Source organism: Streptomyces sp. NPDC023527 (assembly GCF_055560115.1).
The window spans coordinates 104,211-122,285 of sequence record NZ_JBVHJJ010000003.1; the positions used below are offsets into that span (position 1 = coordinate 104,211).

At 70.8% G+C, this 18,075-nt stretch carries 23 protein-coding genes; all 23 read left to right on the forward strand.

The features are described 5' to 3' along the window. Positions 1-51 precede the first annotated feature (51 nt). The 23 genes from ACZ303_RS07375 to ACZ303_RS07485 all read left to right on the forward strand — a co-directional run bounded on the left by ACZ303_RS07375 (position 52) and on the right by ACZ303_RS07485 (position 18,063). Positions 52-558, forward strand: coding sequence for a hypothetical protein (locus ACZ303_RS07375; protein WP_467336017.1), 507 nt, complete (start codon positions 52-54; stop codon positions 556-558). A gap of 73 nt (positions 559-631) precedes the next feature. Further along, entirely contained in the window at positions 632-1,585 is a 954-nt protein-coding gene (locus tag ACZ303_RS07380) for a mucin-2 (protein ID WP_467336019.1), read from the forward strand. Continuing rightward, positions 1,582-2,283, forward strand: a complete 702-nt coding sequence (locus ACZ303_RS07385) for a zinc finger domain-containing protein (protein ID WP_467336021.1) — start codon at positions 1,582-1,584, stop codon at positions 2,281-2,283. Before ACZ303_RS07380 ends, ACZ303_RS07385 begins: the two co-directional genes overlap by 4 nt. Beyond that, positions 2,280-2,768, forward strand: coding sequence for a hypothetical protein (locus ACZ303_RS07390; protein ID WP_467336023.1), 489 nt, complete (start codon positions 2,280-2,282; stop codon positions 2,766-2,768). The genes ACZ303_RS07385 and ACZ303_RS07390 overlap by 4 nt, the downstream gene beginning before the upstream one ends. After that, positions 2,765-2,932: a hypothetical protein gene (locus tag ACZ303_RS07395; RefSeq protein ID WP_467336025.1), complete on the forward strand. Its 168-nt coding sequence runs from the start codon at positions 2,765-2,767 to the stop codon at positions 2,930-2,932. The genes ACZ303_RS07390 and ACZ303_RS07395 overlap by 4 nt, the downstream gene beginning before the upstream one ends. 132 nt (positions 2,933-3,064) lie before the next feature. Continuing rightward, a complete protein-coding gene (locus tag ACZ303_RS07400) occupies positions 3,065-3,583 on the forward strand; it encodes an HNH endonuclease signature motif containing protein (protein ID WP_467336027.1) in 519 nt (172 codons plus the stop codon). Between the two features lie 2 nt (positions 3,584-3,585). After that, positions 3,586-4,059 carry a single-stranded DNA-binding protein gene (locus ACZ303_RS07405; protein WP_467336029.1) on the forward strand — a complete coding sequence of 158 codons (474 nt, stop codon included), beginning with the start codon at positions 3,586-3,588 and terminating at the stop codon, positions 4,057-4,059. A 107-nt stretch (positions 4,060-4,166) separates the two neighbouring features. Continuing rightward, positions 4,167-4,682 carry a hypothetical protein gene (locus ACZ303_RS07410; RefSeq protein ID WP_467336681.1) on the forward strand — a complete coding sequence of 172 codons (516 nt, stop codon included), beginning with the start codon at positions 4,167-4,169 and terminating at the stop codon, positions 4,680-4,682. Then, positions 4,679-4,828 (forward strand): hypothetical protein, encoded by a 150-nt coding sequence (locus tag ACZ303_RS07415; protein ID WP_467336031.1) that lies wholly within the window; start codon positions 4,679-4,681, stop codon positions 4,826-4,828. Before ACZ303_RS07410 ends, ACZ303_RS07415 begins: the two co-directional genes overlap by 4 nt. Then, complete coding sequence (locus tag ACZ303_RS07420) at positions 4,825-5,352, forward strand: hypothetical protein (protein WP_467336033.1); 528 nt, start codon at positions 4,825-4,827, stop codon at positions 5,350-5,352. Before ACZ303_RS07415 ends, ACZ303_RS07420 begins: the two co-directional genes overlap by 4 nt. Continuing rightward, entirely contained in the window at positions 5,349-6,173 is an 825-nt protein-coding gene (locus ACZ303_RS07425; RefSeq protein WP_467336035.1) for a hypothetical protein, read from the forward strand. The genes ACZ303_RS07420 and ACZ303_RS07425 overlap by 4 nt, the downstream gene beginning before the upstream one ends. A 160-nt stretch (positions 6,174-6,333) precedes the next feature. Further along, entirely contained in the window at positions 6,334-7,710 is a 1,377-nt protein-coding gene (locus tag ACZ303_RS07430; protein ID WP_467336037.1) for a hypothetical protein, read from the forward strand. 61 nt (positions 7,711-7,771) lie between these two features. Continuing rightward, entirely contained in the window at positions 7,772-8,341 is a 570-nt protein-coding gene (locus tag ACZ303_RS07435; RefSeq protein WP_467336039.1) for a hypothetical protein, read from the forward strand. A gap of 173 nt (positions 8,342-8,514) precedes the next feature. After that, on the forward strand, positions 8,515-8,712 hold the full coding sequence (locus tag ACZ303_RS07440; protein WP_467336041.1) for a hypothetical protein: 198 nt from the start codon (positions 8,515-8,517) through the stop codon (positions 8,710-8,712). A 784-nt stretch (positions 8,713-9,496) separates the two neighbouring features. Then, positions 9,497-10,018 (forward strand): helix-turn-helix domain-containing protein, encoded by a 522-nt coding sequence (locus tag ACZ303_RS07445; RefSeq protein WP_467336043.1) that lies wholly within the window; start codon positions 9,497-9,499, stop codon positions 10,016-10,018. 4 nt (positions 10,019-10,022) lie between these two features. Further along, positions 10,023-11,279: a PBSX family phage terminase large subunit gene (locus tag ACZ303_RS07450; RefSeq protein ID WP_467336045.1), complete on the forward strand. Its 1,257-nt coding sequence runs from the start codon at positions 10,023-10,025 to the stop codon at positions 11,277-11,279. Next, positions 11,276-11,452 (forward strand): hypothetical protein, encoded by a 177-nt coding sequence (locus ACZ303_RS07455; RefSeq protein ID WP_467336047.1) that lies wholly within the window; start codon positions 11,276-11,278, stop codon positions 11,450-11,452. The genes ACZ303_RS07450 and ACZ303_RS07455 overlap by 4 nt, the downstream gene beginning before the upstream one ends. Next, complete coding sequence (locus ACZ303_RS07460; protein ID WP_467336049.1) at positions 11,439-12,920, forward strand: phage portal protein; 1,482 nt, start codon at positions 11,439-11,441, stop codon at positions 12,918-12,920. Before ACZ303_RS07455 ends, ACZ303_RS07460 begins: the two co-directional genes overlap by 14 nt. Positions 12,921-13,558: 638 nt before the next feature. Then, on the forward strand, positions 13,559-15,805 hold the full coding sequence (locus ACZ303_RS07465; protein WP_467336051.1) for a phage minor capsid protein: 2,247 nt from the start codon (positions 13,559-13,561) through the stop codon (positions 15,803-15,805). 8 nt (positions 15,806-15,813) lie between these two features. Then, on the forward strand, positions 15,814-15,984 hold the full coding sequence (locus tag ACZ303_RS07470; protein ID WP_467336053.1) for an Rmf/CrpP fold protein: 171 nt from the start codon (positions 15,814-15,816) through the stop codon (positions 15,982-15,984). A 97-nt stretch (positions 15,985-16,081) separates the two neighbouring features. Next, positions 16,082-16,399, forward strand: coding sequence for a hypothetical protein (locus ACZ303_RS07475; RefSeq protein ID WP_467336055.1), 318 nt, complete (start codon positions 16,082-16,084; stop codon positions 16,397-16,399). Positions 16,400-16,522: 123 nt separating this feature from the next. Beyond that, positions 16,523-17,218, forward strand: coding sequence for a hypothetical protein (locus ACZ303_RS07480; protein WP_467336057.1), 696 nt, complete (start codon positions 16,523-16,525; stop codon positions 17,216-17,218). A 14-nt stretch (positions 17,219-17,232) separates the two neighbouring features. Further along, positions 17,233-18,063, forward strand: a complete 831-nt coding sequence (locus ACZ303_RS07485; protein ID WP_467336059.1) for a N4-gp56 family major capsid protein — start codon at positions 17,233-17,235, stop codon at positions 18,061-18,063. The last annotated feature ends 12 nt before the right edge of the window (positions 18,064-18,075 follow it).

Sequence of the window (18,075 nt, forward strand, 5' to 3'; positions counted from 1 at the left end):
CCCGCCCGCCCCCGACTCCCGCGGGGGCGGGCCCCGGAACGGAGAACTCGGATGATCGCTCACGCCGTGACCCTCGACCGCGTCGCGCAGCTGCTCGAAACGCCGCCCGCGCCGACCATCCCCGGACAGCTCGCCATCGACGCCCCCGCGCCGTCCGCGGGCCCGAACGGCCTCGCCCAGGCGTTCGCCGCCCGCACCCGCGCCGCCGACGGCGGACACCGCGAATGGACCGCCCGCAGCCGCACCGCGTCCGGCGCTGGACGGTTGCGCCACCAGGGCCGCGACTACACCGCCTACCAGGCCGCATTCGTTCTGCGCACCGGCCGCGCCCCCGTCGGCACCGTGCGCCCGACATGCGACATGCCCCGTTGCTGCGACCCCGCCCACGTCGACGATCAGGCCACCCGGCAGCGCGATCGCGCCGCCCTCGCCGCGCTCGTTGGCATCGTCCATCGACCGCCGTCGTGCGACCACGACCAGGCCGTACACGGCCGGCACCGAGCCGACGGCAAGCGGTACTGCAACGCGTGCAACCAGAACCCCCGCACCGCCCCGTGAGCGGCCCCGGGGCGAGGGCGAGCCGCCGCGCCCCTCGCTCCGGGCGCCACACCCCCAAAGGAGCACAAACCCCGTGTCCTGGTTCAAAGTCGACGACACCGCCCACGGGCACCCCAAGCTGTTGAAGGCCGGGAATGCCGCCCTCGGCCTGTGGATGCGCGCGGGCAGTTACGCCGCCCAGCACCTCACCGAGGGCGCCATTCCCGGCATCGTCGCCCAGCTGTACGGCACCGCCCCGCAGGCCCGAAAGCTGGTCGCCGCCGGGTTGTGGCACGAGCACGGCCACGGCTGCGCACGGTGCCCGCAGCCGGCCGCCGGCGACTACGTGATGCACGACTACCTCATCTACAACCCGACCCGCGAGAAGGTCGAGGCCAAGCGCAGCGCCGCCGCCGACCGCCAGCAGCGCGCCCGCGAGAAGGCCGCACAGCAACGCGCCCAGGACGGTAATCCCCTCCATTCGCCCCCGAAGATGAATCTTTTCGCCGACGATCCGTCACCGGAAAACCGCGGAAGTTCCGCGAATCAGATCGAGTTTCCGGACGGCGCCGCAGGTCAGGACTGGTCGTCACACCGTGACGACGTGGACCGGTCACGGTCCCCCCGTCCCGGCCCGTCCCCTCTACCTCCTACGGAGGTAGAGCTAGCTAGCTACGCGAGCGCGAGCGTCCCGCCGAACATCCGGCCGTTGCGCGACGCGATGACGGCCGCCGGCATCGTCGTCGAGTGGGCCCTCGCCGAGGCCGAGTGGTTCCGCCTCGAGGCGATCGTCAGACGGACCGCGCCCGCCGCGCTGGTTGACCACGCCCGCGGGCAGTGGCACCACGCCCGCAGCCGGCCGCGGTCCGTGCGCTACTTCCTGCCCGGTTGGACCGCGCTACCGCCCGTCCCCGAGGGCACCCCCACCGCGCCGACCGCCGACGTGATCCCCCTCGCCGCCGCCCGCACCGCCGGAACCAGCCGCGTGCAGCAGGCCGCCGCATGGTTCGCCGCCGCCGCCGACCGCCCCGAAGGAGCCGCCCAATGAACCGCCGAGAAGTCGCCGCGCTGCTCGCATACGCGACCCGCCTCGACCCGCGCACCGCCCCCGCCGATCCGGCCGCCGCCGACGACCTGCTCGACCAGTGGTGCGACCTGCTCGCCGACGTGCCCCCGACCGCGCCGCACCCGCACGGCCGCAACTGGGACGCCGCGCAGGTGGTACGCCACCACATCGCATCCTCGCCGTACCCGATCAAGCCGGCCGACGTCTCCCGCCCGTGGCACGACTTCCGCCGCGACGTGCTCGGCCGGCACACCGACCCGACCCCCGCGGCCGACCCGGACGACGTCGCCGCCTACCGCGCCGAACTGCTCGGCACCCGGCACGCCGTCGCCACCGGCGCCGCCGCCGCGACCACGTACCGCGAGCTCACCGGCGGGCCGGCGCCCGAGGTGGCCGCCCGCCTCGCCGCGCTCGGCGACTACGTGCCGGCCCACGTCCGCGACGAGCTCGCCGCCTTCCGGCCGCGCCGCGCCGAGCGGGAACGCCTCGCCACCACCGGACAGCCCGACCCGCTCGACGTGCCGTGCACCTGGTGCGGCGCCGAGGAGGGCGAGCCGTGCCGCGGCCGGCGCATCGACCCCAAGGGGGGCGAGATCAAGAACCGGCGCCGCGCCCGCGCCCATCCCGGACGCATGGACGACGCCGCCCGCCGCACCGACCAGAGCAGAGCCGCAGCATGAACCGCAAGCACCCCAGCAAGGCCCCGTACCGCCGTCACGCCAACTCCAGCGACCGCACGAAGAACACCAAGGGCTACCGGGTCACCGGTTCGTGGGACGCCCACCCCGACCGGCCCGCGATCCGAGGCACCACCGACCGTCGAGCCGTGCGCCGCCTCGCCGCCGCCATGGCCGAGCAGGGCGCGTACGTGATCGTCGAGGCGCACACCGGATACGGCCAGTGGCGCACCCTGTACGAGGTCGACGGGCCCGCCATCCTTGCCGAGCGCCGCCACGCCGAGGCCGCGCAGCGCGTCGCCGCTGTGCGTGAACAGCGCCTCGCCGCCGAGTACGCCGCGCAGCTCGAGCAGAACCGACGGGCCCGCACGCATCAGGTCGAGCGCAACTTCGAGGCCATGGCCCGCCTCATGGTGCGCCCGCCCATCGCCCGTGCCGCGGCCGGCCGCTTCACCGCCCGGCACATCACCGGGGCGCAGGGCCGATGATCCCCGCCGCTCTCGCCGTGATCCGTGCCGCTCTTGAGGACGCGCACCGCCTCGCGCTCACGCATCCCGAGGACGTGGCCGAGCAGGTCGCCGACGAGCTCACGGCCCAGGGCTGGACACTCACCCTCGCCGACCCCGAAACGCCCCGCCCGCCAGCCGCTTAACCCGCCGACAGGGGGCGGCAATTGCGGGTACCAGCGCCGCCCCTCGTCAACTATCGTCCACCCATGGACGAACACAGTTCGCCCATGGAAAGAACATTGGGAACGACTACATCCCGCAGGAGGTACGCACCGATGGACCGGACAACCCCCGCCGCACGATTCGCCGCCAAGGTGAACACGGCCGGCCCCCTGCCGCTCATCCGCGGAGTCCTCGACCCCTGCCACCTGTGGGACGGAAGCACAAACGACACGGGATACGGCACCTTTTGGGCCGACGGACGCACCGTCAAGGCCCACCGCTACGCCTACGAGCAGGCCATCGGCCCCATACCCGACGGCCTCGAAGTCGACCACCGATGCCGCCGCCGCGCGTGCGTCCGGCCCTCCCACCTCGAGGCCGTCACCCACCGCGTGAACATCCTCCGCAGCTCCAACCACGTCGCCCGCCGCGCCGCCGTCACACACTGCCCCGCAGGCCACCCCTACGACGACACGCACACGTATTGGGCGCCCAACGGCACCCGGAAGTGCCGCACCTGCAAGAGGACCCGCGCCCGCGCCGCCCGCACCGCCAAGCGCACCGCCCAGCTCGCCACTGTCGAGCTGATCACCCCCCGCACCTCCTCCGACACCCTCGAAAGGGCCGCCTAGCCATGTCTGGCGAAACCACCATCACCGTGATCGGAAACGTCGTTGCCGACCCCGAGCTCAGGTTCACCCCGGCCGGCGCCCCCGTCGCGAACTTTCGGATCGCCTCAACGCCCCGCAAGTTCAACAAGCAGGCCAACGCATGGGAGGACGGCGAGCCGCTGTTCCTGTCCGTCGCCGTATGGCGCCAGCAGGCCGAGCACGTCGCCGAGTCCATCACCCGCGGCATGCGCGTGATCGTCGTCGGCCGCCTCACCCAGCGCCAGTACGAAGCCAACGACGGAAGCAAGCGCAGCAGCTACGAGATTCAGGCCGATGAGGTCGCCCCGAGCCTGATGCGCGCAACCGCCGTCGTCACCAAAGCCGACGGCAATGCCCAGGGCGGGCAGCCGCAGCGCCGACAGACCCAGGGATACGGCCAGCAGCCGGCCCACGACCCATGGGTGACTCACGAACCGAGCAACGAGCCCCCGTTCTGAGCAGGCCCCACGACCGGGCCGCGCGTCCGGTCGCGGGCCCGCCCGCGCGCGCGAGCAGCGCCTCGACCCCCTCGGACCCGAGACAGGAGCACCGCCCCGTGACCCGCATGCCCGACGCCGTCGCCGTCGCCTCGCTCGACACTCACCGCCTGATCATCGCCGTCCCGAACGACGGGCCCGCCGACGTCGTGTCGAACCTCGCTCCGGCCGGCGTCGTTCGCGTGCTGCGCCACCTCGCTGACACCGTCGAGCAGCGCGCCGCCGTGCCCGCCCGGCCCGCCGCCCTCGACCGCCTGCTCGACCATGTCGCCGGCAACCTCCCCGACGACACCCGCGCATCGCTCGACCACGCGACTGCGACCTCGCCCGCCCTCGCCTCGCTGTGCGACGCCCTGCTCGACGAGGAGCACGCACCCACGCCCGAGGCCGCCCTCGCCGCCGCGTACATCCTGCTCGCCGCCCACACCCGCGAGCTCGCCGCCATGGCCAAGCAGCACTACGACGACACCCAGAACACGTACGGGCTGACCCGCAGTTCCCGGGGCCTGCTCACCGGTATGAACAGCATCCGGCGCCTGCTCGAGCAGCACGCGTCCGACCTCCACGAGCAGGCGCAGCGGTGAACAGCCTCGTCCCCGCGTTGGCCGTCGTATCCGCCGTCCTGCTCGGCCTGTGGGCACGCCCGCGCGCCGCCGGCCGCCGGGCCCGCCGCACCGCCGACCGCGCCCTGTTGCACCTCGCCCGCCGCAACCAGGAGTACCGCCGATGAACCCGCGCCCGACGACCGCCCTCGACGAGCAGACCCTCGAGGCCCGTCCCGTCAATGAAGAGCATGCGCCGCGGCGCCGCCGTCACTCCCGCAGCAAGCCGGCAGACCATGAGCGTCGCGACCGCCGCGCCGCGCTCGACATTCTGCTCGCCCGCGCCGATCGCGGCCGACTGTCCCGCGACGAGGCCACCCTCTTGCGCCGGTACGTCGCCGAGGAGCAGCGCACCGCCGACGAGTCCCGCCGCGCCAACACGGGAGCCGTGCGGGCCCTCGAACTCAATCGGACCGCGGCCGACACCGCCATACGCGAGCTCGAGACTGACCTCGCCACCGCCGAGCAGCGCGCCGAGCGAGTCCTCGCCGCGTGGCGCAGCGCCTGCCACCGCGCTACCCGGCGGGCCCGCGACGCCGCCGCCAACGCCGCCGAGTGGCGCACCATGCGCAACCGCGCCGAACAGGCCGAGGCCGCACTCGACCCCGACCAGCCCATCCCGTACACCCTCGCCGAGGAGCCGCAGCCGTGACCGACCTCGCCCTCGCCGCGCCGCCCGTCGCCCGCCGCGCCGCCGCCGACCTCGCCGCCGTACGCGAGCAGTGGGGTGACCTGCTCGCCGCCATCGCCCGCCCGCCGGCCGAGGAGTGGCCGCCGCGCGAGCGCCGCGGATTCCTCGACCAGCTCGCCGCTGACGATGTCGAGGACGACGAGCAGCCCGTCGAGCCCGTCGTCGGCCGCCTGCCGCTCACCTTGCGCGAACACCCCGCCCCGCTGAACCTCGACGCCCTCGACGCCGCCCTCGAGGTCGAGCACGCCCTGTTCGACCTCGCCGACCGCGTGGCCGCCGCCGTACAGCGCCCGATACGCCCGGCCCGCGACGCTCACGGCCGTTACCTGCCGGACCAGCCGGACGCGACCGACCCCGCACGGTGGCACTACCAGGCTCCAACCTCCCCTGGTTCACGCGCGTACGGGCTGCACTGGGCCACCGTGTGGCTGACGGGCCGGACCCTCGACGACGGCCTCGACAACGGCCTGTTCGCACCGGTGCCGGCCCGGCTGCTTGACGAGGTCGCCGCCACCGCGCAGCACGCCCGCCGCGCCGTCGAGCGGGCCCTCGGCCGTGACGGGCGCACGACCGCCCTCGGCACCCCTTGCCCCTGGTGCGGCGGGCAGCTGGTCGGGGTGACACAACCCGGAGGCGAGCCCGTCGTCACCTGCTCGACCGGGCCCGGCTGCGGGGCGCCCGCCCTGCTCGGCGACCGCGGCCGGCGGGAGTGGCGAGGCGCCGACCTGGTCGGCCTGTGGGCCGCGCTGGACGCCGCGCGCCGCCGCTGCACAGCGACATAGGCCACTTTCCACCAAGTCCTTTGGGGCGCCGACGCGTTGTCGGCGCCCCGCTGTGTGAAACCATTTGCCAAACCGCTTGTGTAGCCACTTGAGAAGTCGCTACATTGAAGCCTTCGCCGGACCTCACCCGGCACACCAACAGCCAGAGGGAGCAACCCCCTTGAACACCTACGCCCTGCGCAGCGCCGTGCGCCGCACGACCGGCCACTACCGCAAGCCCGGCACGACCACGAGCTACTGCGGACACGACACCGACCACACCCCCACCCCCGCCGCCCAGTTCGGCGCCATCTGCAAGACGTGCACCAAGGCAGAACAGCGCGACCGCGCCGAGGCCGCCGCTGTCGCCGCCGACCACGACGAGAACGCTCCCACCCTTGCCGAGCGCGCCGGCGTCACCCTCGCCATCGTCGGTCGAGGCTGCCGCCCCCACTACGCCGACGGGAACGAGACCCTTTGCCGCCGTGGCCTCGACGAGGACCACCGCGCCAAAGCTGCCGCCCTGCGCGTGAACGGAGGGGTACCCGTGTGCGTCCCGTGTGAGCGCGCCGCCGAAGAGCGCGCCTACGCACGCCGCCTCGCCACCGTCTCGCCCCTCGCCGCCGCCGCGGTCGAGTTCGCCGAGGTCGTCGAGCAGACCGATGCCGAGCGCGCCGGGGCGCGGCTCTACGATGTCGAAGCCCAGGAGAACGAGAAGTTCGCCATGGCAACCCGCGCAGTTGACGCCGTCGAGGCCGCGGAGGTGGCCGACGCCAAGGTCGAGACGGTCGAGGACGCCGAGGCACGCCACGGCGCCCAGCTGGTCACCGAGGCCGACGCGACCGACGGAACGTGGCGAGGCGAGTGGATCGGCGAGCAGGCCCACGACGGCCTGTTCACCCTCGAGCGTCCCGCCGAACAGGGCGCCCTGTTCGAGGCCAGTAACGAGGCGTTGGAGAGGCTGAAGCGGTCCGCGGCCGAGTGCGCCGACATGCTCGGCCGCTTGCGCACCCCGGTCACCGCCGATCCGGCCGCACCGATCGTCGTCCAGATGCGCCCCCACGCCGCAACCCTCGACCGCATCAAGGCTCAGGCCGCCGCCGACCACGCCGCACACTGCACCGAGATGGACACCCGCAAGGCCGCCGAGGCCGCCCAGCACGCCCCACAGCAGCCGAGCGAGCAGGCCATCGAGGGCATCGTCGTCGAGCACGCGAGCACGGCCGATGGCAGCGCCCCGAAGGACGCAACGCACCCTGACGTGATCGCCGCCCGCGAGGTTCTGCGCCCACTCAAGCCCGCGACGATGACCGACCGGCACAACTTCCAGAAGCCCGAGGGGGACGAGCTCGACGTACGCGGGTACGCCGTCATCCCCCGAGGACACGGCCGCATCGCTGTCTACTGGCTCGAGGCCGGCCGCGCCGTCCGTCGTGACGAGGGGGCGCACGGCCCGTCGCTCGACATCCTCGCCGACAAGATGCAGCGCGCCGGATGGAGGACGGAACGCATGCTCCGTTCGTCTCAATGCATGTTCGCCCACCGCCCCACCCAGTAGGGCACCGACCGGCCCGCCCCCGCCCGGGGGCGGGCCCTGTTCACCGACAGGAGCACACCTCATGAGCACCAACGAGAAGCCGACCGAGGACGAGCAGCCGCGTACCGCGAAGGAAGCATTCGCCGCCGGGACCATCCCCGCCGACCGCCCGGCCCTCGCTGATCGCAACCGGCGCGTGATCGATCGGATTGCCGACCAGTTCAACGAACAGGGCATCGCCCCCACCCGAAACCCGTCGGCCAACCTCGTGCGGCAGGTATTCGACCTGTTCGACCAGTACGAGCGCGAGCGCCGCGCCGAGGTCATCGCGGCCGGCGGCAACCCCATCGACGACGAGGACCTACTCGACTACGTGCGCGTGATCGCTACCCAGTACGAGCACCACCGCGAGGACCCCGCGGAGTTGCGGGCGTTTGTCGACAGCCTCGCCGACGACCTCGACCTCGATGACCTGCGCACGCTGCGCCTCGCAGGCGAGGCCGCCGTCGCCGCCACGCCTCGAGTGATCCAGCGCGCCAAGGACGACGGCAGGAAGCCCGACCAGATCGCCGCCGGCCTCGGCCTCACCTTGTCGCGCGTCTATCAGATCCTTCGCGAGCTCGAGGCCGGTCGCGCCGCCGACAACGACTAGTAGCTCCCGACAACAGCGCGGGCCCGGTCCGGCGACCTCACCGCCGTACGGGCCCGACTCACCATCGATGGGAGCAACCCCCACCCATGGCTGATCAGCAGACTACCGGCACCCGCCGGCACTCCCCTCCGGACGTTGGCAAACCCCTACCCATAACGGTTGCCGATCCGGGCATGTACGACGACCTCGCCGTCATCATGCGCACGGGCCGGACCGCGCCGGACGCCATCCGGTACGCCCTGCTCGTCATCGCCAACGCGTTCCATGCGGCGTGGGCCGGCGGGCACTACCCGGCCGGCGTCACACCGGAAATCATCGCCGTTCGCCTTGCCCCGTATCGGCCCGTCGGGGAAGCCGATCGGGCTGTGTGACGCGTGTGCCCCACCACCTCACTCGGCGGCAGGGCACACGTGCGACCGGAGGCGAGACTGTGCGCACGCCTGCCTTACCGCTTGCGCCGTTACCGTTCCGTGATCTACAGTTGGGCCCGTCTTCGGCGTGCCCGCGAACGCGAGGGTCCTGCCGACCACCTCGCCACATGACGACCCACGCCACAGCGTCAGCTAACTCCGGGATCAGCGGGTGGTTGCGGAGGAGGCTGAGGATTGAGCGACTGACGATTTCTCCGCTCAATAGAAATCGCCAGAGCCAACGCTCCCACCGCCGCCATCCCAGCCGTCAGGCTGCCGAAGGCAGCCAAAAGTTGATCCACGCCCCCGTCCTCCTTCTGCACGATGATCGTGCGGTCGCCTCCTCCCGTCGGCGGAGGGTCAGAGACAGGCCCGCGGGATCGACTGGGCGAAGGCATAGGGAGTGGAGTGGAAGGGGCGTTGGAACTTGGTACCGGCACCTGAGTTGTGGGCTTTCCCGCAGGCCGCTCACTAGGGGCCCGAGTGCCCGGTGTTCGAGTAGTGGGCGCCCTGGTATACGCCGACTCCTGTGGGCGGCCAAGGCTCGGCAAATCAGTCGGCCGGCCAGTAGGTGCGGATATCGGCGGCCCTCCGCGCTGACCCATTGATCCGTTGGTCGCGACCATGAGCAAAACCAGACTGACCCCAAACAGCCCAAATGCCAATAAAACCCAGAAACCGGACCGATACCACACACGCTTTACCATGCGAGCCCCCTGGCCCCATGATATGGAGGCGCCCACCCATGCCGCACCCAATCAACGATAATGACCGCGCACGGGTGCGCAGCCTCCACGCCCAGGGCAAGACCCGGAACGAGATTGCCCGTGCCATCAAGCGTGCACCAGCGACCGTGTCGAAAATCGCTCGAGAATCGAATCTCATTTTCGAGCGTGGCCCCGAGGTCGTGGCCGCCACCGAAGCTCGCCGAATCGATCTCGTTGCACGCCGAATTCAGCTTGCAGAAACGCTACATCGGGACGCAGAACGGCTACGGGCACAACTGTGGTCGCCATGCGTCATCGGCGCTTTTGGCGGCAAAGACAACATTTGGTCAGAGGCTCATCTCGACCGGCCCCTTTTCGCCGATCAACGCGCCATCATCGCGGCGACCGGAACAGCGATCGAAAAGTCCCTCAAACTCTCGCCGGTCGAGGGCGGTGGAGGCGCCGAGCAGGTGCGTTCAATGCTCGGAGCGCTCGGCGAAGCACTGACCCGCGCAGCCGACGATGACGTCGAGGACGACGGGGGCACCGACGGGGGGTGAGCTGGTGCTCAACCTCGACGCGTTGCCCCTGTCCCGCAAGCAGCTGCGGAGCGTCGGGCAGGCCACCCGCCGCATCAACCTGTGGCACGGCAGCGTCCGGAGCGGCAAGACAATTGCGAGTCTGCTCGCATTCGTTATCGCCGTTGCGTCGGCCGGCCCGTCCGGTCTGATCATCATCTGTGGGCGCAGCTTGCAGACGATCGAGCGAAACGTCTTCGAGCCGCTGCAAGACGCCGCTCTCTTCGGGCCCCTCGCCCGGCACGTGCACCACACCCGCGGCGCCACCACGGCGACGATCCTCGGCCGCACCGTCCACCTGATCGGCGCCGCGGACACCCGCGCGGAGGGCCGCCTACGCGGCCTCACCGCGCAGCTCGCGTACGTCGACGAGGCCACCCTCGTACCCGAGGGATTTTGGACGCAGCTGCTCGCCCGCCTATCCGTACCGGGCGCCCGCCTGTACGCGACGACGAACCCTGACTCGCCGCGGCACTGGCTCAAGACCGGCTACCTTGACCGCGCCGGCGAGCTGAATCTCAGCTCGTGGCACTTTCGGCTGAGCGACAACCCATCGTTGTCGCCGCAGTACGTCGCCGACCTCGCCGCCGAGTACGTCGGCTTGTGGCGCCGCCGCATGATCGACGGCGCATGGGTCGTTGCCGAGGGCGCCATCTACGACATGTGGGACGAGTCCCGGCACGTCGTGCGCGACCTCCCCGAGATGCGCCGCTACTGGTGCGCGATCGACTACGGCACGACGAACCCCTTCGCCGCGCTCCTGCTCGGCGAGGGCGTCGACGGCCGCCTGTACGTGTGCTCAGAGTGGCGCCACGACTCCCGCGCCGCGCACCGCAGCATGACCGACGCGCAGTACAGCACCGCCGTCCGCACGTGGCTGCACGACCTCGACGTCGCCCCCGCGTGGACGTTCGTTGACCCGTCCGCCGCCTCTTTCATCACGCAGATGTGGGCGGACGGACACCCCGGCATCGCGCGCGCCAGCAACGAGGTTTCCGACGGAATTCGCTCTGTGGCCGCCGCCCTCGCCGCCGACCGCCTACTCGTCCACGAGTCGTGCACGGGCCTGCTCGAGGAAATGCCCGGATACAGCTGGGACCCCAAGGCCACGGAACGCGGGGAAGACGCGCCGCTCAAGATCGATGATCACTCGGCGGACGCATTGCGGTACGTCCTGCACTCGACTCAGCACGAATGGCGCCACCTGCTCACCGCGCCGACCGAGGAGGCCGCCGCAGCATGACCGCCCTCACCCTGCCCGTGCGACTGTCCGTCGGCGAGCACGAGGCCGAAGTCGCCACCCTCACCCTCGAGCCCGGCGACGACATCCGGACCGCCCTCGCCGCACTGCTCCACGCCGTGGCCGAGGCCATCACCCACGCCCCCGAGGAGGTGACCCCCGATGGCACTGCCTGAGAACGGCTCACCGTGGCCACCGCCCGCATGGGTGCCGTACTACGACGAGATGCGCCTCGCTGATGCTTGGTACTCCGGTGACCGCAAGCGCCTCGCACGCGTCTACGGGCATAACCCGCGCCCCTCGGAGCGCCGCCGCCTGTGGGGGCGCCGATCGTTCGAGCACCGCGTCGACCGGCGCGACAACCGGCTACACGTGCCCCTCGCCGGCGACATCGCCAGCACTTCGGCTGACCTGTTGTTCGCCGACATGCCCGCGATCACCGTCGAGGACACAACGACACAAGGCCGCGTTGAGCAGCTGCTCGACGAAGGCCGGGCGCAACAGACCTTTCTCGGCGCCGCCGAGCAGGCCGCCGCCTTGTCCGGCGTTTTTCTGCGCGTCACATGGGATCGAGAGCTCGCCGACCGCCCCCTTCTCACCGTCATGCAGCCCGACGGCGCCATCCCTGAATTCCGGTTCGGCATGCTGCGCGCCGTCAACTTCTGGCGTGAGCTCGAGGGCAGCACCACAACGACCGTGTGGCGCCACATCGAACGGCACGAGCCCGGCCGTATCGTGCATGCCCTGTACCAAGGCACCGGCGACCACGTAGGCCGCGCCGTCCCGCTCACGGAGCACCCTGAGACGGCCGACCTCGCCGAATCGCTCGACACCGACGGCGACGGGCAGACGATCAGCACCGGCATCCGCGACCTCACCGCCGCGTACGTCCCCAACATGGGGCCTAACAGGCTGCACCGCAGTTCCCCGATCGGGCGCAGCGACTACGCCGCCCCGATCTACGACCTGTTCGACAACCTCGACGAGACGTGGACATCGTGGATGCGCGACATCCGACTCGCCCGCGCCCGGTTGATCGTGCCGGATGGCTACCTTCGCAACGAGGGCGCCGGCGCCGGCGCGTCGTTCGACGACGATCGCGAGGTATGGCACTCGCTGAAGATGCCGCCCAACGAGGGCGCGGGCATCACCCTGAGTCAGTTCGAGATCCGGGTCGAGGAGCACCGCGCCACCGTTGAGGCGATCACGCGGACAGCCGCCCAGGCCGCCGGCTACTCGCCTCAGTCATTCGGCCTCGACGGCGACGGTCAGCCCGTCACCGCTACCGAGGTCGACAGCCGCGACCAGCGAAGCATGATCACCCGGAAGAAGAAGGCCGGGTACTGGCGGCACGCCCTCGCCGACATGGTGCACGTCATGTTGCAGCTCGACGTGGTCGTGTTCGGGCAGCGCATCACGCCCGCCCGGCCGAGCGTGGAATTCGGCGACGGTATTGCCGAGTCCGAGCAGACGACCGCAACGACGCTCGACCTGCTCAACCGCGCCGGCGCCGTCAGCACTGGGACCAAGGTCAAGATCCTGCACCCCGAATGGGACGACACCGCAGTGCAGGCCGAGGTGAAGGCGATTCTCGCCGAGACCGGAGCCGCCGCACCCGACCCCGTCGGAAATTTCCCTATTTAAATTCCCCTAGCTCCCTGCGAATGTTATCCATTAGGTCATCTCGCAGCTGATTGTCTAGCGGTCGCCACTTGCCGTCATAAGCAGCCGTAGACACTTCTCTGAGCTCCCCAATGTATTTTTGGGCAGCATCCCGCAGCGGCTTCTGCGCCACAGATTCAAGCGCCAACTGAGCGCGCCCCATGCTTGACGCGACGACCCCCATTCTTTCCCTATATGTGAGCCCAACGTCCCTGATCGGCAAACGAAAGCGGTGCCTCCTCTCCAGGGAACGTATACGTATGCGCGACTCCGCAAATAGGTCATTCGACAGTTGCCAATACTCATTCGTAGCGATCAGGAAATCATTAACCGCTTCTATCTTCCTTTCTGCCCTCCTCGCGTATGCCTGCATATCTGCGGTTTCCCTGGCTACGGCTCGGTTGGACCTGGATGTAATAACTGGGCTCAGAAGAGCCACAACAAGCGCGAGACCGGCAAACCAAGGGTTGGCATCGGACGTAAATTCAGCCGCGTGAAGAGTCATATGCACACTCCCTGTTGCGATCCTTGGCCCACCGTTCCAGTAGCCGCCTGGGAACCCAGCCATGCAACCGGAGCGTCTACACAGGGCCTCACTGAGGTTGTTTTAAGGAGGTCGCATGCCCATCCATCCGGGCATGGTCGAACCCCTCGCCGAGCGCACCCGCGACCTGTACGCCGAGGCCGAGACCCGCCTACTGGACATCGTCGCTCGGCAACTCGCCGCCGACCTCGAGGCGCCCGGTTGGGCTACGCGCAAGCTCGCCGCAGTACAGGCGTTGCGCCGCGCGTCTCAGGCCGTCGTCACAGAGTTGGGCCGCGCCGTCGAGCTCGAGGTGTTCGACGTCGTCGCCGAGTCCTACAACCGCGGGCACCGCGCCGCCGTCGCCGAGCTCGGCGCCCTGTCCGACGACGCGCGCCGGCTGGTCGACGACGTCACCCCCAATGCACAGGCTGTGGACCGCCTCGCACAGGAAACGGTCGATGTGGTCACCTCGACGCACCGCTCGATACTGCGGGCCGTCGTCGACCGCTTCCGGGCGATCGTCGCCCAGGTCACCGCCACACCTCTACTCGGCACCGGCACCCGCCGACAGGCCACACAGGACGCCATGACGAGGTTCGCCGACGAGGGCATACGCAGCTTCACCGACCGCGCCGGCCGCCGATGGCAGCTCACCAGCTACGCCGAAATGGCCGTACGGACGAGCACCGCCCGGGCTGCGACCGAAGCACATATGCGCACCCTGTCCACGGCCGGTATCGAGCTGGTCATCGTGTCCGACGCACCGCGCGAGTGCCCGCTCTGCCGCCCGTGGGAAGGCCGTGTACTGGCCATCAACGGCCCGGCCGGCGCGCGCACGGTCGAGGTCGAGCACGCCGTCGACGACGGCCGGATGATCCCCGTCACCGTCGCCGGCACCCTCGACGAGGCCCGCCTCGCCGGATTCCAACACCCGAATTGCCGGCACAGCGTGAGCGCCTACACCCCCGGGCTCACGCGCACGGAGCAGGCCGAGAGCGACCCCGCCGGGTATGAGGCCGGGCAACGACAGCGCGAGATCGAGCGGCGCATCAGGAAGTACAAGCGGCGCGAGGCCGCCGCCGTGACCGCCGAGGCGAAGAAGGCCGCGGGGGCGAAGGTGCGGCAGTGGCAGGGCGCCATGCGCGACCACCTCGCCGCACACCCCGACCTGCGGCGTCTGCGTCACCGTGAGCAGCCCGGCGCCTCCAACCTCCCCACGCCCCAGCCTGCCCCTGGCGACGCGTTCGTCGAGGCCGCCCGCATCCGGTCCGGCGACGGGCAGACCACGCGCGAGATGACCGACCAGCAGCTCGCCGACGCCCTGCACTCCGGTGCGCTCGACGAGCGCGACCGGGCCCGTATCGAGGCCGAGGCCGACCGCCGCGACCTCGAGGACCTGCTCGCCCGCGTACGACCGGCCGGCCGCCTCGCCGACGACCTCACCTCTCTTTCCGACGACCAGCTCAGCCGCGCCGCCCCCCACCTCGACGACGAGGACGCCCTACGCGTCTTGGCAGAGGTGGGCCGACGCGACCTCACTGCGCCGCTCCCTGCCGTACGGCCCGAGCTAGTGGACCTGTCCGTGACCGAGCTCGCCGAGCGGACCCGGACGGCCGAAGCCGCCGAGCTCGAGCAGCTGATCGCCGAGGCCACGCGCCGCGCCCTGCTCGGCCGCCTGTTCCCCGCCGGGCACCTGCTCGGCGACCTCACCACCACCGGCGACGACGAGCTCGCGTGGTGCATGCAGTACGCGACCGCCGACGAGCTCGCCCGTATCGCCGCGGAGATGGACCGCCGCGACGAGCCGGCGCCGCTCCCGACACCGGCCGCCACCGGCGACACGGTCCTCGACCTGCTCGCCGACCGCAACGCCCTCGCCGCCGCCCTCGACCCCGCCCCGGCCCCCGACGGGTGGGGCGCCTATGCCGACGACGACGTATGGAACACCGCGGCCGGTACCGCCACCACGGCCGCCACCGTCGGTGACGACCAGGCCCTCGACGACACCGCTCCCGCCGAGGAGGAAGGGCCGCGGCTCACCCGTCGCGAGGCCCGCGCCCTCTACGACGAGTACGCGTATCGGCAGTACCTCGCCGCAGAGGAAGACTGCCGCGGATACCTGCTCAACAAGAAGGCGCAGACCGAGGGCGCCGACCCGGTGAGCCTGTTCCGCGGGCCCGCACGCATCGCCTACGCCCGCGCATCCGACGAGCTGAAGGAGTGGTGGGCGCAGCACGGCCGGTTGACTCAGGCCGAGTTCATCGAAAAGGCCACCGGCGAACGGCAGCGATGGGCCGCGGGCGCCCGACAGAATGAGTCCGAGCACCAGGCCAAGCGATAGGGGCGGACATGGGCACCCGCGAGGAGATCACCCGCGCGCTCACCAGCGGCGCCGAAGCGGGCCGCACAGGCGAGTCCCCGACCGCGTGCCCGTACCCGCGCACGAGCGTGCTCCGTACGGCATGGATCAAGGGATACGTGGCCGGCCGCCGCCCGAGCCCGCAAGGCGGCAACGAGTAGCGCTCACCGCCGGTTGCGTGCCCATACCCACCCACTCACGCCCCCAAGATGGGAAAGGCGCCCGCGAAGGGATTGGGCGTCCCCTACGGTCTGCCGCATGACCCAGGAACCGAGGGAAATCCGGCTGCGGTTGGGCTTTTTCGAGAACTTCGAAACTGTCGCCGGACTACTGCGCGACACCGGAGCCCGCCGCGAAGACTCACGGGTCTTCGTTCTCAACCAAGACATGAAGATCGAGCAAGTTGTCGCCCTCGTTCGGCTACTCGAATACAGCCGGCAGGACGCCAATCGCCCCGTGAACGTCAAGACACACCCACCCGTACCCACCAGCCTTTCCCTTGAATATCGGGACCAGAGCAAAGACCTGTACGACTGGTGGGGAACTGTCGCCGACCACAAGTGGGCGCAGCCATAGCCGTAAACCCTGGTCCACCGCACGATCAATCGAGACACCCCGGGGGCCCGCCGAGAGCGGGCCCCTTTTGCATGCCCCCAAGCCCGCCAGGAGCGGGCCCGAAAGCCCCGGGAGGGCGACCCCATGAGCAACGACGACACCGGCAACGACGGCACCCCCAGCGGACAGCAGGGCGGCGACCCCGGCACCGGGCAGGACCCGACCGGCACCGCGCCGAAGCCCGCCCCGCCCGCACAGCCGCCAGCCCCGGCCGCCGGCGACGGGCAGGAGGACACCGCCGCCACCATCACCCGTCTCGAGGCCGACCTCGCCGCCGCCCGCGCCGAGGCCGGCAAGTCCCGCGTCACCGCCAAGCAGAAGGCCGCCGATGACGCCCGCGCCGAACTTGCCCAGCAGATCGGCCGCGCCCTCGGCATCGTCGAGGACGACACCCCGCCCGACCCCGCGAAGCTCACCCAGCAGCTCGCCGACGAGCAGGCCCGCGCCCGACAGACCGCCGTCGAGCTCGCCGTCTACCGCACCGCGCGCGACGCCGGCGGCGACCCCGACGCCCTGCTCGACTCCCGAAGCTTCGCCGCCACCATCGCCGACCTCGACCCCACCGACACCGACGCCGTGCGTGCCGCCATCGCGGCCGCCGTCGCCGCGAACCCCAAGCTCGCCGCCACCCCCGCAGCCCCCACCCGCAGCGGCGCCGAGTTCAACAGCTCGCCGGCGGGAGTGACGGCCGCCCAGTTCGCCGCCATGGACTACGCACAGCGCGCCGAGCTGTTTCTGTCCGACCCCGATACGTACCGGCGCCTCGCCGGATCTGAGTAGCAAGGAGGGCCACCGTGCCCATCACCCCCGCCGCGAACATGATCGTCCCCCCGGTTTGGGCCGACATGGTTCAGGCCCGATTCAGGGGCGCCCTGATTCTGGGCAACCTCGCCACCACCGACAACCGCCTCGAGGGCAGCCCCGGCGACACCGTGCACTTCCCGAAGTTCGGAACCCTCAGCGACGCCGATGACCTCACCGAGGGCGTGGCCATGGGCACCGAGGCACTGACCACGAGCGACAGCACCGCCGTGATCAAGGAAGCCGGCAAGGGCGTCGAGATCACCGACAAGGCCCTTCTGACCGCGTTCGGCGACCCGCTCGCCGAGATCCGGCGACAGCTGGGCGTAGTCGTCGCCCGGAAGGTCGACACCGACCTTAAGGCCGCGGCCGAGGCCGCCGGCGCCTACACCGCCTCCGCCGCCGCCGTGATCTCGTGGAACGCAATCGTCTCCGCGATCGAGACTTTCGGCGACGAGTGGGACCCCGCCAACATGGCTGGGATCGTCGTGCACTCCAAGCAGCACGCCGACCTGCTGCGCGATCCGAACTTCATCAGCCGCGACAAGCTGGGTGACGCCGCCACCATCACCCGCGGCATGGTCGGCCGCGTCGGCGAAGTCGACGTGTTCGTCTCCGACCGCACGACCAAGGTCACTGGCACCCCGAACACGTACAAGGCACTCGTCATCAAGCGCGGCGCCCTGGGCCTGCTCTACAAGCGACAGCCCATCGTCGAGACCGACCGCGACATCCTCAAGCGGTCGACCGTGGTCACCACCAACGTGCACTACGCCGTCAAGCGCCTCGCCGACGACGGCGTATGCGTCCTCACCACCCAGTAAGGAGGACGCCCC